The following is a 19,074-nucleotide window of genomic DNA, read 5'->3' on the forward strand; positions in this document are numbered from 1 at the left end:
CATGACAGTCGCCATCGACCGAGCGACCGGAAAGCGTGTCGGTGACCGCGGGTCACGCCCCGGTCCGTTCCAGCGTCTCAAGCGCGGGTACCAGAAGTACTGGTACGCGTACGCGATGATCGCCCCGGTGGTCGTCGTGCTCGGCGGACTGGTGCTGTATCCGCTGGTGCGGGGCCTCTACCTGACGCTCACGGACGCCAACAGCCTCAACTCCGCCCGCACGATCGGCGTCAACCACATCGACGCCACGTACAAGTTCATCGGCTTCGACAACTACAAGGACATCCTGTGGGGCCCGACGTCGTACGACCGCTTCTGGTCGCACTTCATCTGGACCATCGTGTGGACGGCGCTCTGTGTCGCCCTCCACTACTGCATCGGCCTCGGCCTCGCCCTGCTGCTCAACCAGAAGATGCGCGGCCGCACCTTCTACCGGCTGCTCCTGGTGCTGCCCTGGGCCGTGCCGACGTTCGTCACCGTCTTCGGCTGGCGCTTCATGCTCGCGGACGGCGGCGTCATCAACACCATGCTCGACGCGGTGCACCTGCCGTCGCCGCTGTGGCTGGAGGACACCTTCTGGCAGCGGTTCGCGGCGATCATGGTCAACACCTGGTGCGGTGTGCCCTTCATGATGGTCTCGCTCCTCGGCGGCCTGCAGTCCATCGACGCCACGCTGTACGAGGCCGCGGAGATGGACGGCGCGAACGCCTGGCAGCGGTTCCGCTTCGTCACCCTGCCGGGCCTCAGGTCGGTCAGCTCCACCGTCGTCCTGCTCGGCATCATCTGGACGTTCAACCAGTTCGCCGTGATCTTCCTGCTGTTCGGCAACACCGCCCCGGACGCGCAGATCCTCGTCACCTGGGCCTACTACCTCGGCTTCGGCCAACAGCCGCGCGACTTCGCGCAGTCGGCGGCCTACGGCATGCTGCTGCTGGCCATCCTGATCGTCTTCACCTCCTTCTACCGCCGCTGGCTGAACCGCAATGACCAGCAGCTCGCGATCTGAGGCGGGAGTCTCCATGAGTACCACCACCCTTCGGACGTCTCCGGCCGACCAGGTCCCCACCGGCACAAAGCCGTCCGCCAGGCCCCGCGGACGCGGCCGGCGCGGGCTCCTCGGCTCGCTCACCTCGCACGGCATCCTGATCGTCGCGAGCCTGATCGCGCTGTTCCCGATCGCCTGGCTGGTCTTCCTGTCCCTCGGCCCGGACAAGGACGACTACCTCCACCCCGGACGCATCTGGGACAAGATGACGTTCGACAACTACACCTTCGTGCTCCAGCACACGAACTTCTTCGAGTGGATGAAGAGTTCGCTCATCGTCTCGCTCGGGACCACGGTCATCGGTGTGCTGGTCGCGGCGACCACCGGCTACGCGGTGTCCCGCATGCGCTTCCCCGGCTACCGGAAGTTCATGTGGGTCCTCCTGGTCACCCAGATGTTCCCGATCGCCGTACTCATCGTGCCGATGTACGAGATCCTCTCGGACCTCCAGCTCATCGACAGCTACGTCGGTCTCGTCCTCGTCTACTGCTCGACGGCGGTGCCCTACAGCGCCTGGCTGCTCAAGGGCTACTTCGACACCATCCCGTTCGAGATCGACGAGGCCGGACGCGTCGACGGGCTGAGCCCCTTCGGCACCTTCTTCCGGCTGATCCTGCCGCTCGCCAAGCCGGGCCTCGCGGTCGCCGCCTTCTACAACTTCATCACCGCCTTCGGTGAGGTCGCGTTCGCCTCCACGTTCATGCTCGACGACTCGAAGTACACCTTCGCGGTGGGCCTGCAGAGTTTCGTCAGCGAGCACGACGCGCAGCGCAACCTGATGGCCGCCACGGCGGTGCTGATCGCGATACCCGTCTCGGCGTTCTTCTACCTCGTGCAGAAGAACCTCGTCACCGGTCTCACCGCCGGCGGAACGAAGGGCTGATCCGCCCGGAAGCCCCCAGGCTCCCGCGCGCTCGCCGCGCGCGGGTGGCGGCCGCGGTGTCCATCCGACCCCGCCGGCACCGCGGCCGCCTCGTTCCGCCACCCCGACGACGCACCTCCCTCCCCGAGCCCCGGCCCGCCCGGACGCGGGGGAGACCCCACCTCGAACTCCTCTCCCACCCTCGGCCTCGCCCGAGCGGGGGACCCCCACCGCATCAAGGACGCCATGAGCCAGCACTCCGCCGACCAGGCCCCGAACTCCGCCCTCGCCACCGTCGCCACCCGCCGCGACTGGTGGCGCGACGCGGTGATCTACCAGGTCTATCCGCGCAGCTTCGCCGACAGCAACGGCGACGGCATGGGCGACCTGGAGGGCGTACGTTCCCGACTGCCCTACCTGCGCGACCTCGGTGTGGACGCCGTGTGGCTCAGCCCCTTCTACGCCTCGCCGCAGGCCGACGCCGGATACGACGTGGCGGACTACCGGGCCGTCGACCCCATGTTCGGCAGTCTCCTCGACGCCGACGCCCTCATCCGTGACGCCCACGGTCTCGGCCTGCGGATCATCGTCGACCTGGTGCCCAACCACTCCTCCGACCAGCACGAGTGGTTCAAGCGCGCGCTGCGCGAGGGCCCCGGCTCCGACCTGCGGGACCGCTACCACTTCCGCCCCGGCAAGGGCGCGGACGGCGAACTCCCGCCCAACGACTGGGAGTCCATCTTCGGCGGCCCGGCCTGGACCCGCGTCACCGAGCCGGACGGCACTCCCGGCGAGTGGTACCTGCACCTCTTCGCGCCCGAACAGCCCGACTTCAACTGGGAACACCCGGCCGTCGGCGACGAGTTCCGCTCGATCCTGCGGTTCTGGCTCGACATGGGCGTCGACGGCTTCCGGATCGACGTCGCGCACGGACTGGTGAAGGCGGAGGGCCTGCCGGACCTCGGCGACCACGACCAGCTGAAGCTGCTGGGCAACGATGTCATGCCGTTCTTCGACCAGGACGGCGTGCACGAGGTCTACCGGCAGTGGCGCACCATCCTCGACGAGTACTCCGGTGAGCGGATCTTCGTCGCGGAGGCGTGGACCCCGACGATCGAGCGCACCGCGAACTACGTCCGCCCCGACGAGCTGCACCAGGCCTTCAACTTCCAGTACCTGGGCACCCACTGGGACGCGGCGGAGCTGCGTTCGGTGATCGACCGGACCCTCGACGCGATGCGTCCGGTCGGCGCCCCCTCGACCTGGGTGCTGTCGAACCACGACGTGACCCGGCACGCCACCCGGTTCGCCAACCAGCCCGGTCTCGGCACCCAGATCCGCACCGCGGGCGACCGGGAGCTCGGGCTGCGCCGGGCCCGCGCGGCGACCCTGCTGATGCTGGCGCTGCCCGGCTCCGCCTACCTCTACCAGGGCGAGGAGCTCGGCCTGCCCGACGTCGTCGACCTGCCCGACGAGGTGCGCCAGGACCCCGCCTACTTCCGGGGTGCCGGCCAGGACGGCTTCCGCGACGGCTGCCGGGTGCCGATCCCGTGGACCCGGGCGGGTTCCAGCTACGGCTTCGGCAGCGGCGGCAGCTGGCTGCCGCAGCCCGCCGAGTGGGCGGAGCTGAGCATCGAGGCGCAGACCGGCGTGGCGGGCTCCACGCTGGAGCTGTACCGCGACGCGCTCGCCGTGCGGCGCGAGCGGTCCGACCTCGGGGCGGGCGACACCGTCGACTGGCTGGACGCGCCCGACGGCGTGCTCGCCCTCCGCCGGGGCGCGTTCGTCTGCACCGCGAACACCGGGAGCGAGTCCGTGACCGTCCCGGCGTACGGCAGGGTGCTCGTCGCGAGCGGCGAGGTGACCCTGTCACGGGACGGCGAGGCGACGCTGCCCGCCGACACGACCGTGTGGTGGGCAGCCTGACCCTCCCGCCACGACGGCTGAGCGGTGCCCCGGTCCTCCTGGACCGGGGCACCGCTTTTTTACGCGCTGAAATCCCTTACGACATCTTGCTGAAACTTGGCGGCAAGAGATACGTTCCCGCACACGCCCGACTGATTCACTGGGCAACTTCCTTCCAGGGCCCCCCCACTTGTCCCCCCGGAGCCCCGGGCACCCGCACACCCCCACCGCACAACGACGTGCAGGAGATGACATGGCCAAGAGAACTCTTGCCACCGCGCTCGCGCTCGCCGCGGGCATGGCGGCCTCGGTGGTCCTGCCCACCGGCACCGCCCAGGCCTCCCCGCCCGGCACCAAGGACGTCACCGCCGTCCTGTTCGAGTGGAAATTCGACTCCGTCGCCAAGGAGTGCACCAACACGCTGGGCCCGGCCGGCTACGGCTACGTCCAGGTGTCCCCGCCCGCCGAGCACATACAGGGCTCGCAGTGGTGGACCTCGTACCAGCCCGTCAGCTACCGGATCGCCGGCCGGCTCGGCGACGCCACCGCCTTCAAGAACATGGTCACCACCTGCCACGCGGCCGGCGTGAAGGTCGTGACGGACACGGTGATCAACCACATGTCCGCCGGTTCCGGCACCGGCACCGGCGGTTCGTCGTACACGAAGTACGACTACCCCGGCCTGTACTCCTCGTACGACATGGACGACTGCACCGCCAGCATCAGCGACTACACCAACCGGGCCAACGTCCAGAACTGCGAACTCGTCGGTCTCGCCGACCTGGACACCGGTGAGGAGTACGTCCGCAAGACCATCGCCGGCTATCTGAACACGCTGCTCGGATACGGCGTCGACGGCTTCCGTATCGACGCGGCCAAGCACATTCCGGCGGCCGACCTCGCGAACATCAAGTCCCGGCTGAGCAACCCGTCCGCGTACTGGAAGCAGGAGGTCATCTACGGCGCCGGCGAGGCGGTCCAGCCCACCGAGTACACCGGCAACGGCGACGTCCAGGAGTTCCGCTACGCCTACGACCTCAAGCGGGTCTTCAACAACGAGAACCTCGCCTACCTGAAGAACTACGGCGAGGGCTGGGGTTACATGAGCAGCTCCGTCGCGGCCGTCTTCGTCGACAACCACGACACCGAACGCAACGGCTCGACGCTCAACTACAAGGACGGGGCGAACTACACGCTCGCCAACGTCTTCATGCTCGCCTACCCGTACGGCGCCCCGGACATCAACTCAGGCTACGAGTGGTCGAACGCGGACGCCGGTCCGCCCAACGGGGGTACCGTCAACGCCTGCTGGCAGGACGGCTGGAAGTGCCAGCACGCCTGGCCCGAGATCAAGTCGATGGTCGCCTTCCGCAACGCCACCCGGGGGCAAGCCCTTTCCAACTGGTGGGACAACGGCAACGACGCCATCGCTTTCGGCCGGGGCGGCAAGGGCTTCGTGGCCATCAACCACGAGACCTCCTCGCTGAGCCGGACCTACAGCACCTCCCTCGCGGCGGGAACGTACTGCAACGTCCAGAACAACACGAGCATCACGGTGAACAGTTCGGGTCAGTTCACGGCGACGCTGGGCGCCAACACGGCACTTGCGCTCTACGCGGGCAAGTCCAGCTGCTGAAACCCCTTTCCGCATGTTGCAAGACTCTTGCTGCAAACCTTGCGTGAGCGATACGGTCACGCGGGCGTTCGGCATCGTGGCCGAAACGCTGCGCGGGGTCGGACCCGAGTACGCCGTAATCGCTAGGAGTTCACGACTGTGGACCTGATACCGAGAGGGCCGGCGAGTCGCTTCAGCCGCCCCAGGCTGCGCGCAGCCGTCCTCGCCGCCGCACTGGCCGTATCGCTTGCGCAACCCCTTGTGGCGCGGGCCCAGACCCCGCCCGCACCGCCGTCGGACGCGAAGCTCGCCGCCGAGCCGTCCCGGCACGACTCAACCCGTGACCAGTTCTACTTCGTGATGCCGGATCGTTTCGCCAACGGCGACACGTCCAACGACGAGGGCGGACTGACCGGTTCGAGGCTGTCCACCGGTTATGACCCCACCGACAAGGGCTTCTACCAGGGCGGCGACCTCAAGGGCCTGACGAAGCGGCTCGACTACATCAAGGGGCTCGGCACCACCGCCATCTGGATGGCGCCGATCTTCAAGAACCAGCCCGTCCAGGGCACCGGCAAGGACGCCTCGGCCGGCTACCACGGCTACTGGATCACCGACTTCACCAAGGTCGACCCGCACTTCGGCACCGACAAGGACCTGGAGACGCTGATCTCCAAGGCCCACGCCAAGGGCATGAAGGTCTTCTTCGACGTCATCACCAACCACACCGCCGATGTCGTCGACTACAAGGAGAAGTCCTACGACTACCTCTCCAAGGGCGCCTTCCCGTACCTGACGAAGGACGGCAAGCCGTTCGACGACGCGGACTACGCGGACGGCGCCAAGGGCTTCCCGTCGGTGGACAACGGCTCCTTCCCCCGGACGCCGACGGTCCGCGCCGCGAAGAAGGGCGTCAAGGTCCCCTCGTGGCTCAACGACACCACGATGTACTCCAACCGCGGTGACTCCACCTACGCGGGCGAGTCCGCCACCTACGGCGACTTCTCCGGCCTCGACGACCTGTGGACCGAACGTCCCGAGGTCGTCAGCGGGATGGAGAAGATCTACGAGAAGTGGGTCAGGGACTTCGGCATCGACGGCTTCCGGATCGACACCGTGAAGCACGTGAACATGGAGTTCTGGACGCAGTGGGCCACCGCCCTCGACGCGTACGCGGCCCGGCACGGGCGCAAGAACTTCTTCATGTTCGGCGAGGTCTACTCCGCCGACACGTCGATCACCTCGCCGTACGTCACCCAGGGCCGGCTCGACGCCACCCTCGACTTCCCGTTCCAGGACGCGGCCCGCTCGTACGCCTCGCAGGGCGGCAGCGCGCGGAAGCTCTCGTCCCTGTTCGCGGACGACTACAAGTACACGACCGACAAGGCCAACGCCTACGAGCAGGTCACCTTCCTCGGCAACCACGACATGGGCCGCATCGGGTACTTCCTGGACCAGGACAACCCCAAGGCGACCGACGCCCAGCTGCTGAAGAAGGACAGGCTCGCCAACGAGCTGATGTTCCTCAGCCGCGGCAACCCCGTCGTCTACTACGGCGACGAACAGGGCTTCACCGGCTCCGGCGGCGACAAGGACGCCCGCCAGCCGATGTTCGCCTCCAAGATCGCCGACTACCTCGACGACGACGAGATCGGCACCGACCGTACGGCCGCGAGCGACGCCTACGACACGAAGGCGCCGCTCTACAAGACGATCGGCGCCCTGTCCAAGCTGCGCAAGGACAACCCGGCCCTGACCGACGGCGTCCAGACGGAGCGCTACGCCGCGGACGGCGCCGGCGTGTACGCCTTCTCCCGCACCGACGCGAGGACCGGCACCGAGTACGTCGTCGCCGTGAACAACGCCGACGAGGCGAAGTCGGCCACGTTCGCGACCGGTTCGGCGATCATGACCTTCCGCGCCCTGTACGGGACGTCGGACTCGGCGACCAGCGACGCGGACAAGAAGCTCACCGTCACGGTTCCGGCCGGATCGGCGATCGTCCTCAAGGCCGCGGGCCGGCTCGCCGCCCCCGCGACCAGGCCGACGCTGACCCTGAAGGCTCCGGCCGCGGGCGCCACCGGCACCGTCGAACCGTCGGCGGACGTCACCGGCGGTCAGCTCGACCGGGTCGTCTTCGCCGCCCAGACCGGCAACGGCGCCTGGCACACCCTCGGCTCCGCCGACCACGCCCCGTACAAGGTCACCCAGGTCATCGGCAAGGACGTACCGGCCGGTACCGCGCTGCGCTACAAGGCCGTCGTCGTCGACTCGGCCGGACACACGGCGAGCGCGACGGCCGAGTCCACCACCGGCACCGCGCCCGCCCCGGAGGTCCCGACGGCCTCCTCGCGCGACTACGCGGTCGTCCACTACAAGCGCACCGACGGCGACTACACCGACTGGCGCCTGTACGCCTGGGGCGACATCGCCGACGGCGAGGCCACCACCTGGCCTGCCGGGCACGACTTCGTCGGCCGGGACGCCTACGGCGCCTTCGCCTACGTGAAGCTGAAGCCGGGCGCCTCCAGCGTGGGCTTCCTGGTCATCGACAAGGACGGCAACAAGGACGTCGCGAGCGACCGCACGATCGACGTCACCAGGACCGGCGAGGTCTGGGTCGAACAGGGCAAGGACACCGTCCTCGCCGAGCAGCCCGACCTGCCCGCCCAGGACAAGACCAAGGCGGTCGTCCACTACCACCGCGCCGACGGCGACTACACCGGCTGGGGCCTGCACGTGTGGACCGGGGCCGCGACGCCCACGGACTGGACGAAGCCCCTGGAGCCGGTGCGCACCGACGCCTACGGAGCCGTCTACGAGGTGCCGCTCGCCGAGGGCGCGACCAGCCTTAGCTACATCATCCACAAGGGCGACGCCAAGGACCTGCCCACCGACCAGTCGCTCGACCTCACGGCGAACGGCCACGAGGTGTGGTTGCTGGACGGCCAGGAGAAGTACCTGCTGCCGCAGCCCAAGGGCAGCGCGGCCGCGCTCGACCTGACCACCTCCAAGGCCGTCTGGATCGACCGGAACACGGTCGCCTGGAACGGCTCCGACGCCGCCGTCTCCACCCAGCTCCTCTCCTCCCACGACGGCTCGATCGCGGTCAAGGACGGCGGGCTGACCAGCGACGACGAACGCTGGCTGCGGCTGGGGAAGACCACCCTCACCGACGCCCAGAAGGCCAAGTTCCCCTATCTGAAGGCGTACACCGCCTGGTCCGTCGACCCGCGCGACCGCGCCCGGGCGCGCTCCGCGCTCGGTGGCCAGCTCGTCGCCTCGCAGCGGGCCGCCAACGGCGCCGTGCTCGCGGCCACCGGCGTGCAGATCGCCGGCGCCCTCGACGACCTGTACGACGCCACGAAGGCGCACCTCGGGCCCGTCTTCCACGACGGTGTCCCCACCCTCTCGGTGTGGGCCCCGACCGCGCAGGCGGTGAGCCTCGACCTCGACGGCTCCACCGTCGCCATGAAGCGCGACGGAGCCACCGGCGTCTGGTCCGTCACCGGAAAGAAGTCCTGGACGAACAAGCCCTACCGCTACGTCGTCAAGGTGTGGGCGCCGAGCGTGCGGAAGATCGTCACCAACAAGGTGACCGACCCCTACTCGGTCGCCCTGACCGCGAACTCGGAGCGGAGCCTGGTCGTCGACCTCGACGCCAAGTCCCTCGCCCCGTCCGGCTGGTCCTCGCTGAAGAAGCCCAGGGCCGTACCGCTGCGGGACGCGCAGATCCAGGAACTGCACGTCCGTGACTTCTCGGTGGCCGACAAGACCGTCCCCGCGAAGGACCAGGGCACCTACCTCGCCTTCACCGACAAGAACAGCGACGGCTCCAAGCACCTGAAGCAGCTGGCGAAGTCCGGCACGTCGTACGTGCACCTGCTGCCCGCGTTCGACATCGCCACCGTCCCCGAGAAGAAGGCGGACCAGCAGAGCACCGACTGCGACCTCGCCTCCTACGCCGCCGACTCCGACAAGCAGCAGGAGTGCGTGGCCAAGACCGCCGCCAAGGACGCCTACAACTGGGGCTACGACCCCTATCACTACACGGTCCCCGAGGGCTCCTACGCCACCGACCCCGACGGCACCGGCCGCACGGTCGAGTTCCGCAGGATGGTCAAGTCGCTGAACGAGGACGGCCTGCGCGTCGTCATGGACGTGGTCTACAACCACACCGCCGCCAGCGGCCAGGCCGACACCAGCGTCCTCGACCAGGTCGTCCCCGGCTACTACCAGCGGCTCCTCGCCGACGGCAGCGTCGCCAACTCCACCTGCTGCGCCAACACGGCCACCGAGAACGCCATGATGGGCAAGCTGGTCGTCGACTCCATCGTCACCTGGGCCAAGGAGTACAAGGTCGACGGCTTCCGCTTCGACCTCATGGGACACCAGCCCAAGGCCAACATCCTCGCGGTCAGGAAGGCCCTCGACGGGCTGACCCCCGCGAAGGACGGCGTCGACGGCAAGAAGATCATCCTGTACGGCGAGGGCTGGAACTTCGGCGAGGTCGCCGACGACGCCCGGTTCGTCCAGGCGACCCAGAAGAACATGGCGGGGACGGGCATCGCGACCTTCTCCGACCGCGCCCGTGACGCCGTCCGCGGCGGCAGCCCCTTCGACTCCGACCCCGGCGTCCAGGGCTTCGCCTCGGGCCTCTACACCGACCCCAACTCCTCGACCGCCAACGGCACCACGGCCGAGCAGAAGGCCCGCCTGCTGCACTACCAGGACCTGATCAAGGTCGGCCTGACCGGCGACCTGGCGGCGTACCGCTTCACCGGCACCGACGGCAAGGAGGTCGAGGGCTCCGAGATCGACTACAACGGCCAGCCCGCGGGTTACGCGGCCGCGCCCGGTGACGCCCTCGCGTACGCCGACGCGCACGACAACGAGTCCCTGTACGACGCGCTCGCCTACAAACTGCCGGCCACCACGAGCGCGGACGACCGGGCGCGCATGCAGGTGCTCGCCATGGCGACGGCCACCCTCTCGCAGGGCCCGTCCCTCTCCCAGGCCGGCTCCGACCTGCTGCGCTCCAAGTCCCTCGACCGCAACTCCTTCGACAGCGGGGACTGGTTCAACGCCGTCCACTGGGACTGCCGGGACGGCAACGGATTCGGGCGCGGTCTGCCGATGGCGGCCGACAACCAGTCCAAGTGGCCCTACGCCACACCTCTGTTGAGCACCGTCAAGGTCGGGTGCGGACAGATCCAGGGCAGCTCGGCCGCGTACCAGGACCTGCTGCGGATCCGAACCACCGAGAGCGTCTTCTCGCTCGCCACGGCCGGCCAGGTGCAGTCGAAGCTCTCCTTCCCGCTGTCCGGCAAGGACGAGACGCCCGGGGTGATCACGATGAAGCTCGGCGACCTCGTCGTCGTCCTCAACGCGACGCCCCAGCGCCAGGAACAGCGGATCGGCTCGCTGTCCGGGACGCGCTACGCGCTTCACCCGGTGCAACGGGCGGGCGCCGACCCCGTCGTCAAGTCCGCCGCGTACACGAAGGACACGGGAACCTTCACCGTTCCGGCACGGACTGTGGCCGTCTTCTCCCGGACCCCCTGACAAGGGCATTACCTTGGTGGGGCGGACCGGGAACCCGGTCCGCCCCACCGGCGTGCCCGAGGCTCTCAGTTGGACGGCAACAGCAGAAGGAACGGCACGACCACCGCGCTGGTCGTCGACGACGTGGCGGCCGACCGGCTCGCCGTGAGCGCGCTGCTGCGCGGCGCCGGTCACGAGGTCGTTCCCGTCGCCACCGCCGCGGACGCGCTGCGCGAACTCGGCGTCCGGCTGCGCGAGGGCACCCTGCCGGACGTGCTTCTCGTCGACGTGCGGCTGCCGGACATGAACGGCTTCGAACTCTGCCGCCGGCTCAAGGCACATCAGGTCCTGGCCACGCTGCCCGTGGTGCACCTCTCGGCCGCCGGCGCGGCCCGCGACGACCGCCGCCGCAGCCTGGACTCCGGCGCCGAGGCCTGTCTGACGGTGCCGGCCGACCCGGAGGAGATCCACTCGGTCGTACGGGCCGCGGTGCGCGCGGCCCGGCTGCGCGCGGAGGACCAGGCCCTGATACGACGGCTGACGCTGCTCTCCGAGACCATCGTCACCGTCCAGGCCGCGCGCAGCCTCGACGAACTCGTCGACGCGGCCGCCGAGGGCACCGCCCGGCTCACCGGCCTGCCGGCCGTCGTGTTCGTCCTCGGCCCGGAGGGCGAGCTGTACCGCGGCATGTCCCCGAAGCGGATCGACCTCGCGCTGCCCGGCCGCGGCGCGCACGACGCCGTGGCCCAGCTGATCGCCAGGCTCGGGGCGGGCCGGGCCGTCGTGCACCGCACCGTCGTCCACGCACCGCTGTGGCCCGCCGGGTTCTTCCGGCCCGGCGTCGAGGACGACGCCCGGCTGGTGCTGGCCCAGGGCGGCAAGGCACCGGTGTGCCTGGCGACGCCCGTACGCGACTCGCGCCCCCAGAGCCCCGCCGACGAGGCCGGGGTGGCCCGGCTCGCCCAGGCCACCGCACTCGCCGCCGAGCCGCTGCTGATGTACGAGGTCGAGCGCCATGTCGCCCTCACCCTGCAGCGCAGCTTCCTGCCCCAGCCGGACAAGCTGCCCGACCTGCCCGGTGTCGACATCGCGGTGCGCTACGAACCCGCGTCCCAGCAGGCCGAGATCGGCGGCGACTTCTACGCGGCCCTGCGCACCGACGACGGTGTCCTCGCCGCGGTCGGCGATGTCGTCGGCCACTCGCTGGACGCGGCCACCGTGATGGTCGAGATCCGGCACGCCCTGCGCGCCTACTGCGTCGAGGACAGCGACCCGGCCGTCCTCGCCGAGCGCCTCGACCGGATGCTCCAGCGCTACCACCCCGAGGTCACCGCGACCGTCTGCCTGATGCTGGTCGAGCCGGACACCGGGCGGGTACGCATCGCCAACGCGGGCCACATCCCGCCACTGGTCGTACGGGGTTCGGGCGGCGCCGACTACGCCAAGGCCCACGGACCGCTGCTGGGCCTCGGCCTCGCGGTGAACCGGCCGACGCCCACCGAGCTGTTCCTGGAGCCCTCGGACCGGCTCCTGGTGGTCACCGACGGCCTGATCGAGACCCGTGGCACGGACCTCGCGATCTCCATGGAACGCCTGCGCGTGGCCGTCGCCGACGCCCCGCCCGGGGTGCGCCCCCTGTGCGACATGCTCCTGGACCGCTTCGGGCGGGACCGGGAGGACGACGTCGCGATGCTGGCGCTCCAGCTCAGGCCGGGGCAGGTCAGGCCCTAAGGTGAGTGCGTTGACCTAGAACGGGAGTGCCCATGCCGCAGATCACCGTCGACTACTCCGACGCGCTCGACGACTCCTTCGACCGGCGCGGATTCGCGCTCGCGCTGCACCCGGTGGTGGTCGAGACGGCGGCCGCGCGGATCGAGGCGTGCAAGACGCGGTTCCGGCCGACCGGGGACAACGTGGTGGGAGCGGAGGCGGACGGACACGCCGTCGTGCACGTCACGCTCGCCCTGCTCGCCGGCCGCAGCGAGGAGACCAAGGTCCGGCTCACCGAGTCGGTGCTGGAGCTGGTGCGCAAGTACGTCGAGCCCGTCGACGGTGTCGTGCTGCACGCCTCCGCCGAGGTCCGGGATCTCGACCCGTCGTACCGCAAGTCCGAGCAGTAGGCCGGCACCGGGCCCGCGGTCACGCCTTCGGGGGCGCGGCCAGCGCGATGAGCCGTACGGCGAGGTCGGTGAACGGCCCGTCGCCCGGCTCGCCCTGGAGCGCACCGCGCAGCAGCGCGCCCAGTTCCTCGTCGCGCGCGGCGCTCACCGCGGCCAGCGCCGCGAAGTCGTGCACGAGCTGCACCTCCAGCTCGCCGCGCGGGATCCGCCGGCCGTCCAGCCAGATCAGTGCCGTCGATTCGACCAGCGAGATCCACGAGCGGACCACCAGCTCCAGCCGGGCGGGCGCGTTCTCGACCTTGAGGTGCGCCAGGATCTGGACATACGCGGCCTGCCGCACGGCGTCGACGAGCGCGTTGGTCTTCGAGGAGCCGACCGCGGGCCCGCCGCGCATCAACGCCGAGAAACCGGGCCCGTGGTCGTCCACGAAGTCGAAGAAGCGGCGCATGACCCGCAGCAGCCGCGCGCCCAGCGGCCCCTCCCGCGGTTCCACGAACCGACTCGCGAGATCGTCCGCGGCGCGCTGCAACGCGGCTTCGTACAGGCTGAGTTTGCCGGGGAAGTAGTGGTAGACCAAAGGCCGCGAGATGCCGGCCGCCGAGGCTATCTCGTCGATGGAGACCTCGTCGGGCGAGCGTCGGCTGAACAGTTCGAGGGCGACGCCGATCAGCTGCTGCCGCCGCTCCTCGACACCCATCCTGCGGCGTACCCCGGTTGTCATGCGAACACCTTACCGATCGGATCCGGCCCGGAACGGGCCGGACCGACCATGGTCGTTCACATGTCCAGCACGAGGCGGTCACCGTGCGCCCGCGACACACAGATGAGCATGGAGTCGCCACGCTCCGTGTCCGTGAGCAGTTCGTCCCGGTGGTCGATCTCGCCCTCCAGGACGCGTTGTTGGCAGGTTCCGCAGAAGCCCCGCTCGCAGGAGTAGAGGGTGTCGGGCAGTTCGGCCCGTACGGCGGCGAGCAGCGTGGAGTCGGCCGGCACGGTCACGGTCCGTGCGCTGCGGCGCAGTTCGACCTCGAAGGCGCTGTCGCCGTCACCCGCCGCGGGGGTGCGCGGGGCGAAGCGTTCCAGGTGCAGCGTGGCCCCCTGCGGCAACCGCTCGCCGACCGCCGCCATCAGCCCCTCCGGCCCGCAGCAGTGGACCGCGGTTCCCTCGGGCAGGTCCCTGAGCAGGGTGTCGAGGTCCGGACGCCCGTCCACGTCCTCGGCCACGACGGTGACCCGCGCCGGGTCCAGCCTCTCGATCTCCGCCAGGAAGGGCATCGACGCCCGGGTCCGCCCGCAGTACAACAGCCGCCAGTCCGTGCGGTCGCGGACCGCACGCAGCATCGGCAGGAGGGGCGTGATCCCGATGCCGCCCGCGACGAAGACGTACCCGGGCGCCTGGGCGAGCGGGAACCGGTTGCGCGGTCCGCGCACCTCGACCGTCATGCCCTCCCGCAGCCGTTCGTGGACCTCGCGCGAGCCGCCCCGCCCGTTTGCGGCCAGCCGCGCAGCGACGGTGTACGAGGAGGTGTCCGCGGGGTCGCCGCACAGTGAGTACTGCCGTACGAGCCCGGAGGGCAGCACCAGTTCGAGGTGGGCGCCGGGTTCCCAGCGCGGCAGGGCGTGCCCCTCCAGGCGCAGTCGTACGACTCCGTCGGCGATCCGCTCGTGTCCGGTGACCGTCAGCCGCAGGGCCCGGGAGCGCGGGCGGCCGGAGACCGGCTCCTCCAGGGCGGGCAGCGGCCACAGCGGCGAGGCCCCGATCCGGCGGCGCAGCGCACGCCGGACGAGCAGAGCCGTGCCCGCGACGGCCGCGACGGTCCGCAGGCCGGGCGTCACGTGTTCCGCTCCGCGGTGGCGGTGGCCGCCGCTGTCGCGGCGGGGGAGGTGGCCAGATAGGCGATGGCCTGCGCGGTGGAGGCCTCCTGGGAGGGATGGTAGGACCGGCTGAGGTAGCGCGGGACGGACTTGAGCAGGTCCCCGGTCGACGGCAGCACACCCTGTTGTCCGCCGAGGTAGAAGTCCTTGAAGCTCGCCCGGCCCGCCGCAGGGGTCGGGTCGTTGTCCATGAAGAACCGGGCCCCGCGCTGCCACAGGAAGACGAGCGCGGTGAAGGCGGTGGCCCAGGTCCGCACGCGTCGCCGGTAGCCCCCGTCGACGTGCATGAACAGGTCGAAGGCGACCGAGCGGTGCTCGACCTCCTCCGCGCCGTGCCAGCGCAGCAGGTCGAGCATGGTCGGATCGGCGCCGCGCCGGTCCAGCTCCTCGGCGTTCAGTACCCAGTCGCCGAGGAAGGACGTGTAGTGCTCGATCGCCGCGATGATCGCGACCCGCTCCATCAGCCACCAGCGGCGGGCCCGGCCCGGGGGAAGGGTGCGGTCGCCGAGCAGCTTCTCGAAGAGCCAGTCGACCTGCGCGGTGTAGGGCGTGGGGTCGAGCCCGAGTTCCCTGAGGTGGGGGAGGACCTCGTCGTGGGCCTGGGAGTGCATCGCCTCCTGGCCGATGAACCCGATCACGTCCTCGCGCAGCCGCTCGTCCCTGATGTGGGGCAGCACCTGCCGGTAGACGTGGACGAACCAGCGTTCACCGGCGGGCAGCAGCAGGTGCAGCACGTTGATCGTGTGCGTGGCGAACGGGTCTCCCGGTATCCAGTGCAGGGGTGTGTCCTCCCAGGAGAACGACACCTTCCGCGCCTTGAGCGGGGTCCGCTCCGATGCGACCGGCCCGTACGGTCGGGCGTTCTTGTCAGACATGGCGTCAATGTACTGACGGGTAGCGCGACGGAGAACCCCTCTGCGGGCACTTGTTGACACGAACGTCAACTAGGGCGGTCGTGGAGGTGACGCCCGCCTCGCGGTGCCCGGCCGCCCCTCGGGGATCACGGGACGGCCCTCAGCGCAGCCCGGTGACCGACCTGCCGTCCGCCAGGTTCCCCCGCAGCCCGGCCTGGGCCCCCTGACCCGTCCGTACGGCGAGCAGCGGACCCTTCGCGGATCCGGTCACCCCACCGGTCGCGGTGACCGTGGTGGTGTCCTTGCTGCCGGCCGCGAGCAGATACCAGCCGCCCGTGCCCGACTTCCACAGCACGCCCGCCAGCACATGGGAGTCGCGCGCGCCGCACGCGGGCGAGTTCTCGGCCTTCGCGGCGACCGCCCCGTACGTACCTCCCGGGGTGTGGAACTGGGCCAGGACGCGGGTGCCGTCGCCCCGCCAGGTGTCGGCCCGCGTGCACACCCACGCCGCTTCCCCGCTCGCGTCCGGCAGCGGCTGGCGCGCGTACTGCCAGGCGTTCACGGACCGCACGCCCTCGGAGCGCATGGCGGTCAGCGAGCAGGCGAACGGCGCCCAGTTCGCCAGCGCCGCGGCGCCGGTGGCCTCGTGCGGCGCCGAGGGCGCTCCGGAGGTCAGATGGGCCGGGGTCAGCTCGCCGAGGTCGGTCATCAGGCGGCTGCCGCCGGCGTCGGTCAGCTGCAGCGCGTTCCACGACGCGCACGCGCCCGTCCGGGCGGGACCCGCCAGCGGGGAGGTGGCTCCGTCGGCCGACAGGGTGAGGGCGGTCGGGGTCGCGGCCGGCTTCATCAGGTCGCGCTGGGCGGCCCCGGTCACCCAGGGAGCGGTCAGATAGCGGACGTTGCCGTCGGCGCGGTCCAGGACGACGGCGCTCGCCTCGGCCCCCCGCGCCCCGTCGACCCGCGCGAAGTCGAGGGCCGCCCCGCCGGTGCCGTCGCGCGGCTCGGCGTACCGGGCGATGCGCAGCCCGTCGTAGAACAGCACCACGCGGGCCTGGTCGACGTCACCGGCGTACAGCAGCTGGGGCGGTCCCGGCGGGGCGCCCGCCGGTGTGCCGGGGGTCGCCGAGACCTGCACGGATCCGCCGGGGCGGGCCCAGACGGCGAGGGCGCGGCGCAGCAGCGCGCTGTCCCCGGCGAGGTTTCCGCGCGCGGGCCACACGGAGAGGTCCGTGCGCGCGGACGTCCGCCAGGCCGCCGGGGAGACCCGGGTCACCCTGCCGGGGTCCAGCGCGGCCACGGCGGCCGGGTTCTGCGCGTACGAGGGGGCCGCGGGGCCCTCGGGTCCCCAGCCGTCGCCGGGCAGGGCGAGCAGCGCACCGCAGACCGCCACCGCCGCCGCGGCGGCGAGCGCGGCCTTCATGTGCTGCCTGCGGCGCATCAGGTCGGTGGGCCGGGCGTGCAGCGCGCAGGGGTCGAACTCGGGGGAGTGGAGCAGCGGGTCCCGGGCCTCTACCCTGTCGGCCTCCGCGAGGGCCGCACGCGGATCACCGACTCCCGCCGCCTTGAGCACCCTGCGCACATCGGCGTCGGCCAGCTTCTCCAGCCCGCGCAGCACATAGGCGGCGCGGGCCGCCGCGGACAGCGCGGACAGCCTCTGGTCCAGGGCGAGTTCGTCGGCGCCGCCCGAGCGCGGGAAGAGCCGCAGGCCCCACACCTGGGGCAGCAGTGGCGGCAGCTGGGACCGCTTGGGCCACGCGGCGCGCCGCAGCGGCAGGCCGGCCTCCAGTGCCGTGCGCACGACCGTGAGCCGTACGAAGGCGTAGCCCGGGTCGCCGTCGCGGCCGGTGGCCTGGGCCGGGATCACGGACGACGGCGTGCGGCGCCGGGGCAGCGCTCGCTGGGTCAGGGCGTGCGCGGTCAGCACCCGCCGGTTGCGGCCGAGGCTCGGCGGCAGCACCAGATAGGCGAGCCGGACGAGCCGCGGGTAGTGCTCGACGAGCGCGGCCTCGGCCTGGGCGACGTCGACGACCGGTCCGGCGGAGGCTGTGGGGCGCGGGGCTACATCCTGTGACTGCACGTTCAGCAGAACGAGCGAATCGGTGGATGGTCACCTCCGCCCGGCGGACTCAGCCCTCGGGCTCGACGAGCAGTCGCGCGTAGTTGGCCATCGACCGCTGGTAGCGGGGCAGATGGGGCGCGAGGGCGCCGATCACCAGCGCCAGGCCCTCGCGTTCGCGGCCCAGGTCGGCCAGGCACAGCGCGAGGCACGCGCGTACGGCGTCGTCCAACTCGTCCGACGGAGCGACGAGTTCGGGCGTGAGGAGCTTGACGCCCTCCTCGGCCTGCCCGATGTTCCGCAGGGAGCTGGCGAGTTGGATCCGGGTGCGGCGTCCCCGGTAGCCGTCGAGTCCGCGGGACAGTGCCTCCCGGTACAGCGGCACGGCCCGGTCCGAGTGGCCCGTCGAGTCCCACGCGCAGGCCCGCTCGAAGGGGCCGACGGGACTGTCCGCCGGCAGCTCGGCGACGAGCGCGTCGATCACCGCCCGGAAGTCCGCCGCGTCCTCTTCCCCGTAGTCGTCGAAAGTGGCCCAGGCCGCCGCCGTACGCTCTTCCCAGTCTTCGTTCACGCGGCACACTTTCGCATACGTGTGCTGGCGGCGGCATCGGCTTCCCCGCACCCCGCGGTGGCCGATTGAGTGCTGAGCGCCTCGGAGCCGTATCGAAGACCAGGGCCCTCGCCGGGGCTCTCCATGGCGCGGGCGCCGACGGTACCGGAGGAACGTATGAGGTTGACACGGGAGAAACTCGCCGCGGGAGCCGCCGTGGCGCTGTTGGCGCTGACCGGCTGCGGCGGGTCGGGCGACGGCGGGACCAAGGGCGGCACGGCGGAGCGGGTGCCGGCCACGGCGACCGGCAGCCTGGAGGATCTGGCGGCCGAGGTGAGGTGCCGTCCGGACATCCAGACCGACGCGGACGAGATCCGCCAGGGGGTCTGCAAGGTCGACGCCGGCAAGTTCATCCTGGCGACCTTCGCCACCGACCGGGGTCAGCGCGAGTGGCTCAACGGTGCGAAGGACTACGGAGGTTCGTACCTCGTGGGCGCCAAGTGGGTGGCCGTCGGCGACCAGAAGACGGTCACGTCCCTGCGCGGCCGTCTCGGCGGGACACTGGAGGAGGGGACCTCGCACGGCGCGCACGCCGGTCACGAGCAGAGCGGCTGACCGCGCGAAGCCTTCCCGGGCCCGTCGGGCCGG

The 19,074-nt window shown here is 70.8% G+C and carries 13 protein-coding genes; 8 read left to right on the forward strand and 5 right to left on the reverse strand.

Translation table 11 applies throughout. The features are described from left to right. The first annotated feature begins 1 nt into the window (after position 1). The 7 genes from GFH48_RS28405 (at position 2) to GFH48_RS28435 (ending at position 13,091) form a co-directional block, all read left to right on the forward strand. Positions 2-1,006: a carbohydrate ABC transporter permease gene (locus GFH48_RS28405; RefSeq protein ID WP_153290951.1), complete on the forward strand. Its 1,005-nt coding sequence runs from the start codon at positions 2-4 to the stop codon at positions 1,004-1,006. 13 nt (positions 1,007-1,019) lie between these two features. Next, the gene (locus GFH48_RS28410; protein WP_153290952.1) at positions 1,020-1,928 is read left to right on the forward strand and encodes a sugar ABC transporter permease; all 909 of its coding nucleotides are present in this window, start codon (positions 1,020-1,022) and stop codon (positions 1,926-1,928) included. Between the two features lie 225 nt (positions 1,929-2,153). After that, positions 2,154-3,833, forward strand: a complete 1,680-nt coding sequence (locus tag GFH48_RS28415; RefSeq protein ID WP_153290953.1) for a glycoside hydrolase family 13 protein — start codon at positions 2,154-2,156, stop codon at positions 3,831-3,833. Between the two features lie 232 nt (positions 3,834-4,065). Continuing rightward, positions 4,066-5,448 (forward strand): alpha-amylase, encoded by a 1,383-nt coding sequence (locus GFH48_RS28420; RefSeq protein ID WP_153290954.1) that lies wholly within the window; start codon positions 4,066-4,068, stop codon positions 5,446-5,448. 144 nt (positions 5,449-5,592) lie between these two features. Then, a complete protein-coding gene (gene pulA / locus GFH48_RS28425; RefSeq protein ID WP_407698725.1) occupies positions 5,593-10,992 on the forward strand; it encodes a pullulanase-type alpha-1,6-glucosidase in 5,400 nt (1,799 codons plus the stop codon). Positions 10,993-11,061: 69 nt separating this feature from the next. Further along, on the forward strand, positions 11,062-12,702 hold the full coding sequence (locus tag GFH48_RS28430) for a fused response regulator/phosphatase (protein ID WP_153290956.1): 1,641 nt from the start codon (positions 11,062-11,064) through the stop codon (positions 12,700-12,702). Between the two features lie 32 nt (positions 12,703-12,734). Next, entirely contained in the window at positions 12,735-13,091 is a 357-nt protein-coding gene (locus GFH48_RS28435; protein ID WP_153290957.1) for a 5-carboxymethyl-2-hydroxymuconate Delta-isomerase, read from the forward strand. Between the two features lie 19 nt (positions 13,092-13,110). Here GFH48_RS28435 and GFH48_RS28440 read toward each other — a convergent pair whose 3' ends face one another. From GFH48_RS28440 to GFH48_RS28460, 5 genes are all read right to left on the reverse strand, one after another. Further along, positions 13,111-13,812 (reverse strand): TetR/AcrR family transcriptional regulator, encoded by a 702-nt coding sequence (locus GFH48_RS28440; RefSeq protein WP_153290958.1) that lies wholly within the window; start codon positions 13,810-13,812, stop codon positions 13,111-13,113. 56 nt (positions 13,813-13,868) lie between these two features. Beyond that, positions 13,869-14,927 (reverse strand): PDR/VanB family oxidoreductase, encoded by a 1,059-nt coding sequence (locus GFH48_RS28445; protein WP_153290959.1) that lies wholly within the window; start codon positions 14,925-14,927, stop codon positions 13,869-13,871. Beyond that, positions 14,924-15,841, reverse strand: a complete 918-nt coding sequence (locus GFH48_RS28450) for a metal-dependent hydrolase (RefSeq protein ID WP_153290960.1) — start codon at positions 15,839-15,841, stop codon at positions 14,924-14,926. Before GFH48_RS28450 ends, GFH48_RS28445 begins: the two co-directional genes overlap by 4 nt. 139 nt (positions 15,842-15,980) lie before the next feature. Beyond that, complete coding sequence (locus GFH48_RS28455) at positions 15,981-17,897, reverse strand: hypothetical protein (protein ID WP_153290961.1); 1,917 nt, start codon at positions 17,895-17,897, stop codon at positions 15,981-15,983. A gap of 49 nt (positions 17,898-17,946) precedes the next feature. Continuing rightward, positions 17,947-18,447, reverse strand: a complete 501-nt coding sequence (locus GFH48_RS28460) for a tetratricopeptide repeat protein (RefSeq protein ID WP_153290962.1) — start codon at positions 18,445-18,447, stop codon at positions 17,947-17,949. Positions 18,448-18,603: 156 nt separating this feature from the next. Here GFH48_RS28460 and GFH48_RS28465 point away from each other — a divergent pair, with 156 nt between their 5' ends. Continuing rightward, positions 18,604-19,041, forward strand: a complete 438-nt coding sequence (locus GFH48_RS28465) for a hypothetical protein (protein ID WP_153290963.1) — start codon at positions 18,604-18,606, stop codon at positions 19,039-19,041. Positions 19,042-19,074 lie beyond the last annotated feature (33 nt).

This window comes from Streptomyces fagopyri, assembly GCF_009498275.1.
Taxonomy (GTDB): Bacteria; Actinomycetota; Actinomycetes; order Streptomycetales; family Streptomycetaceae; genus Streptomyces; species Streptomyces fagopyri.

What these genes read in the sequence shown, in the direction of transcription:
- GFH48_RS28405 (WP_153290951.1), top strand. Translation starts at nt 2, where the DNA reads ATGACAGTCGCCATCGACCGAGCGACCGGAAAGCGTGTCGGTGACCGC.
- GFH48_RS28410 (WP_153290952.1), top strand. Translation starts at nt 1,020, where the DNA reads ATGAGTACCACCACCCTTCGGACGTCTCCGGCCGACCAGGTCCCCACC.
- GFH48_RS28415 (WP_153290953.1), top strand. Translation starts at nt 2,154, where the DNA reads ATGAGCCAGCACTCCGCCGACCAGGCCCCGAACTCCGCCCTCGCCACC.
- GFH48_RS28420 (WP_153290954.1), top strand. Translation starts at nt 4,066, where the DNA reads ATGGCCAAGAGAACTCTTGCCACCGCGCTCGCGCTCGCCGCGGGCATG.
- GFH48_RS28435 (WP_153290957.1), top strand. Translation starts at nt 12,735, where the DNA reads ATGCCGCAGATCACCGTCGACTACTCCGACGCGCTCGACGACTCCTTC.
- GFH48_RS28440 (WP_153290958.1), bottom strand. Translation starts at nt 13,812, where the DNA reads ATGACAACCGGGGTACGCCGCAGGATGGGTGTCGAGGAGCGGCGGCAG.
- GFH48_RS28450 (WP_153290960.1), bottom strand. Translation starts at nt 15,841, where the DNA reads ATGTCTGACAAGAACGCCCGACCGTACGGGCCGGTCGCATCGGAGCGG.
- GFH48_RS28465 (WP_153290963.1), top strand. Translation starts at nt 18,604, where the DNA reads ATGAGGTTGACACGGGAGAAACTCGCCGCGGGAGCCGCCGTGGCGCTG.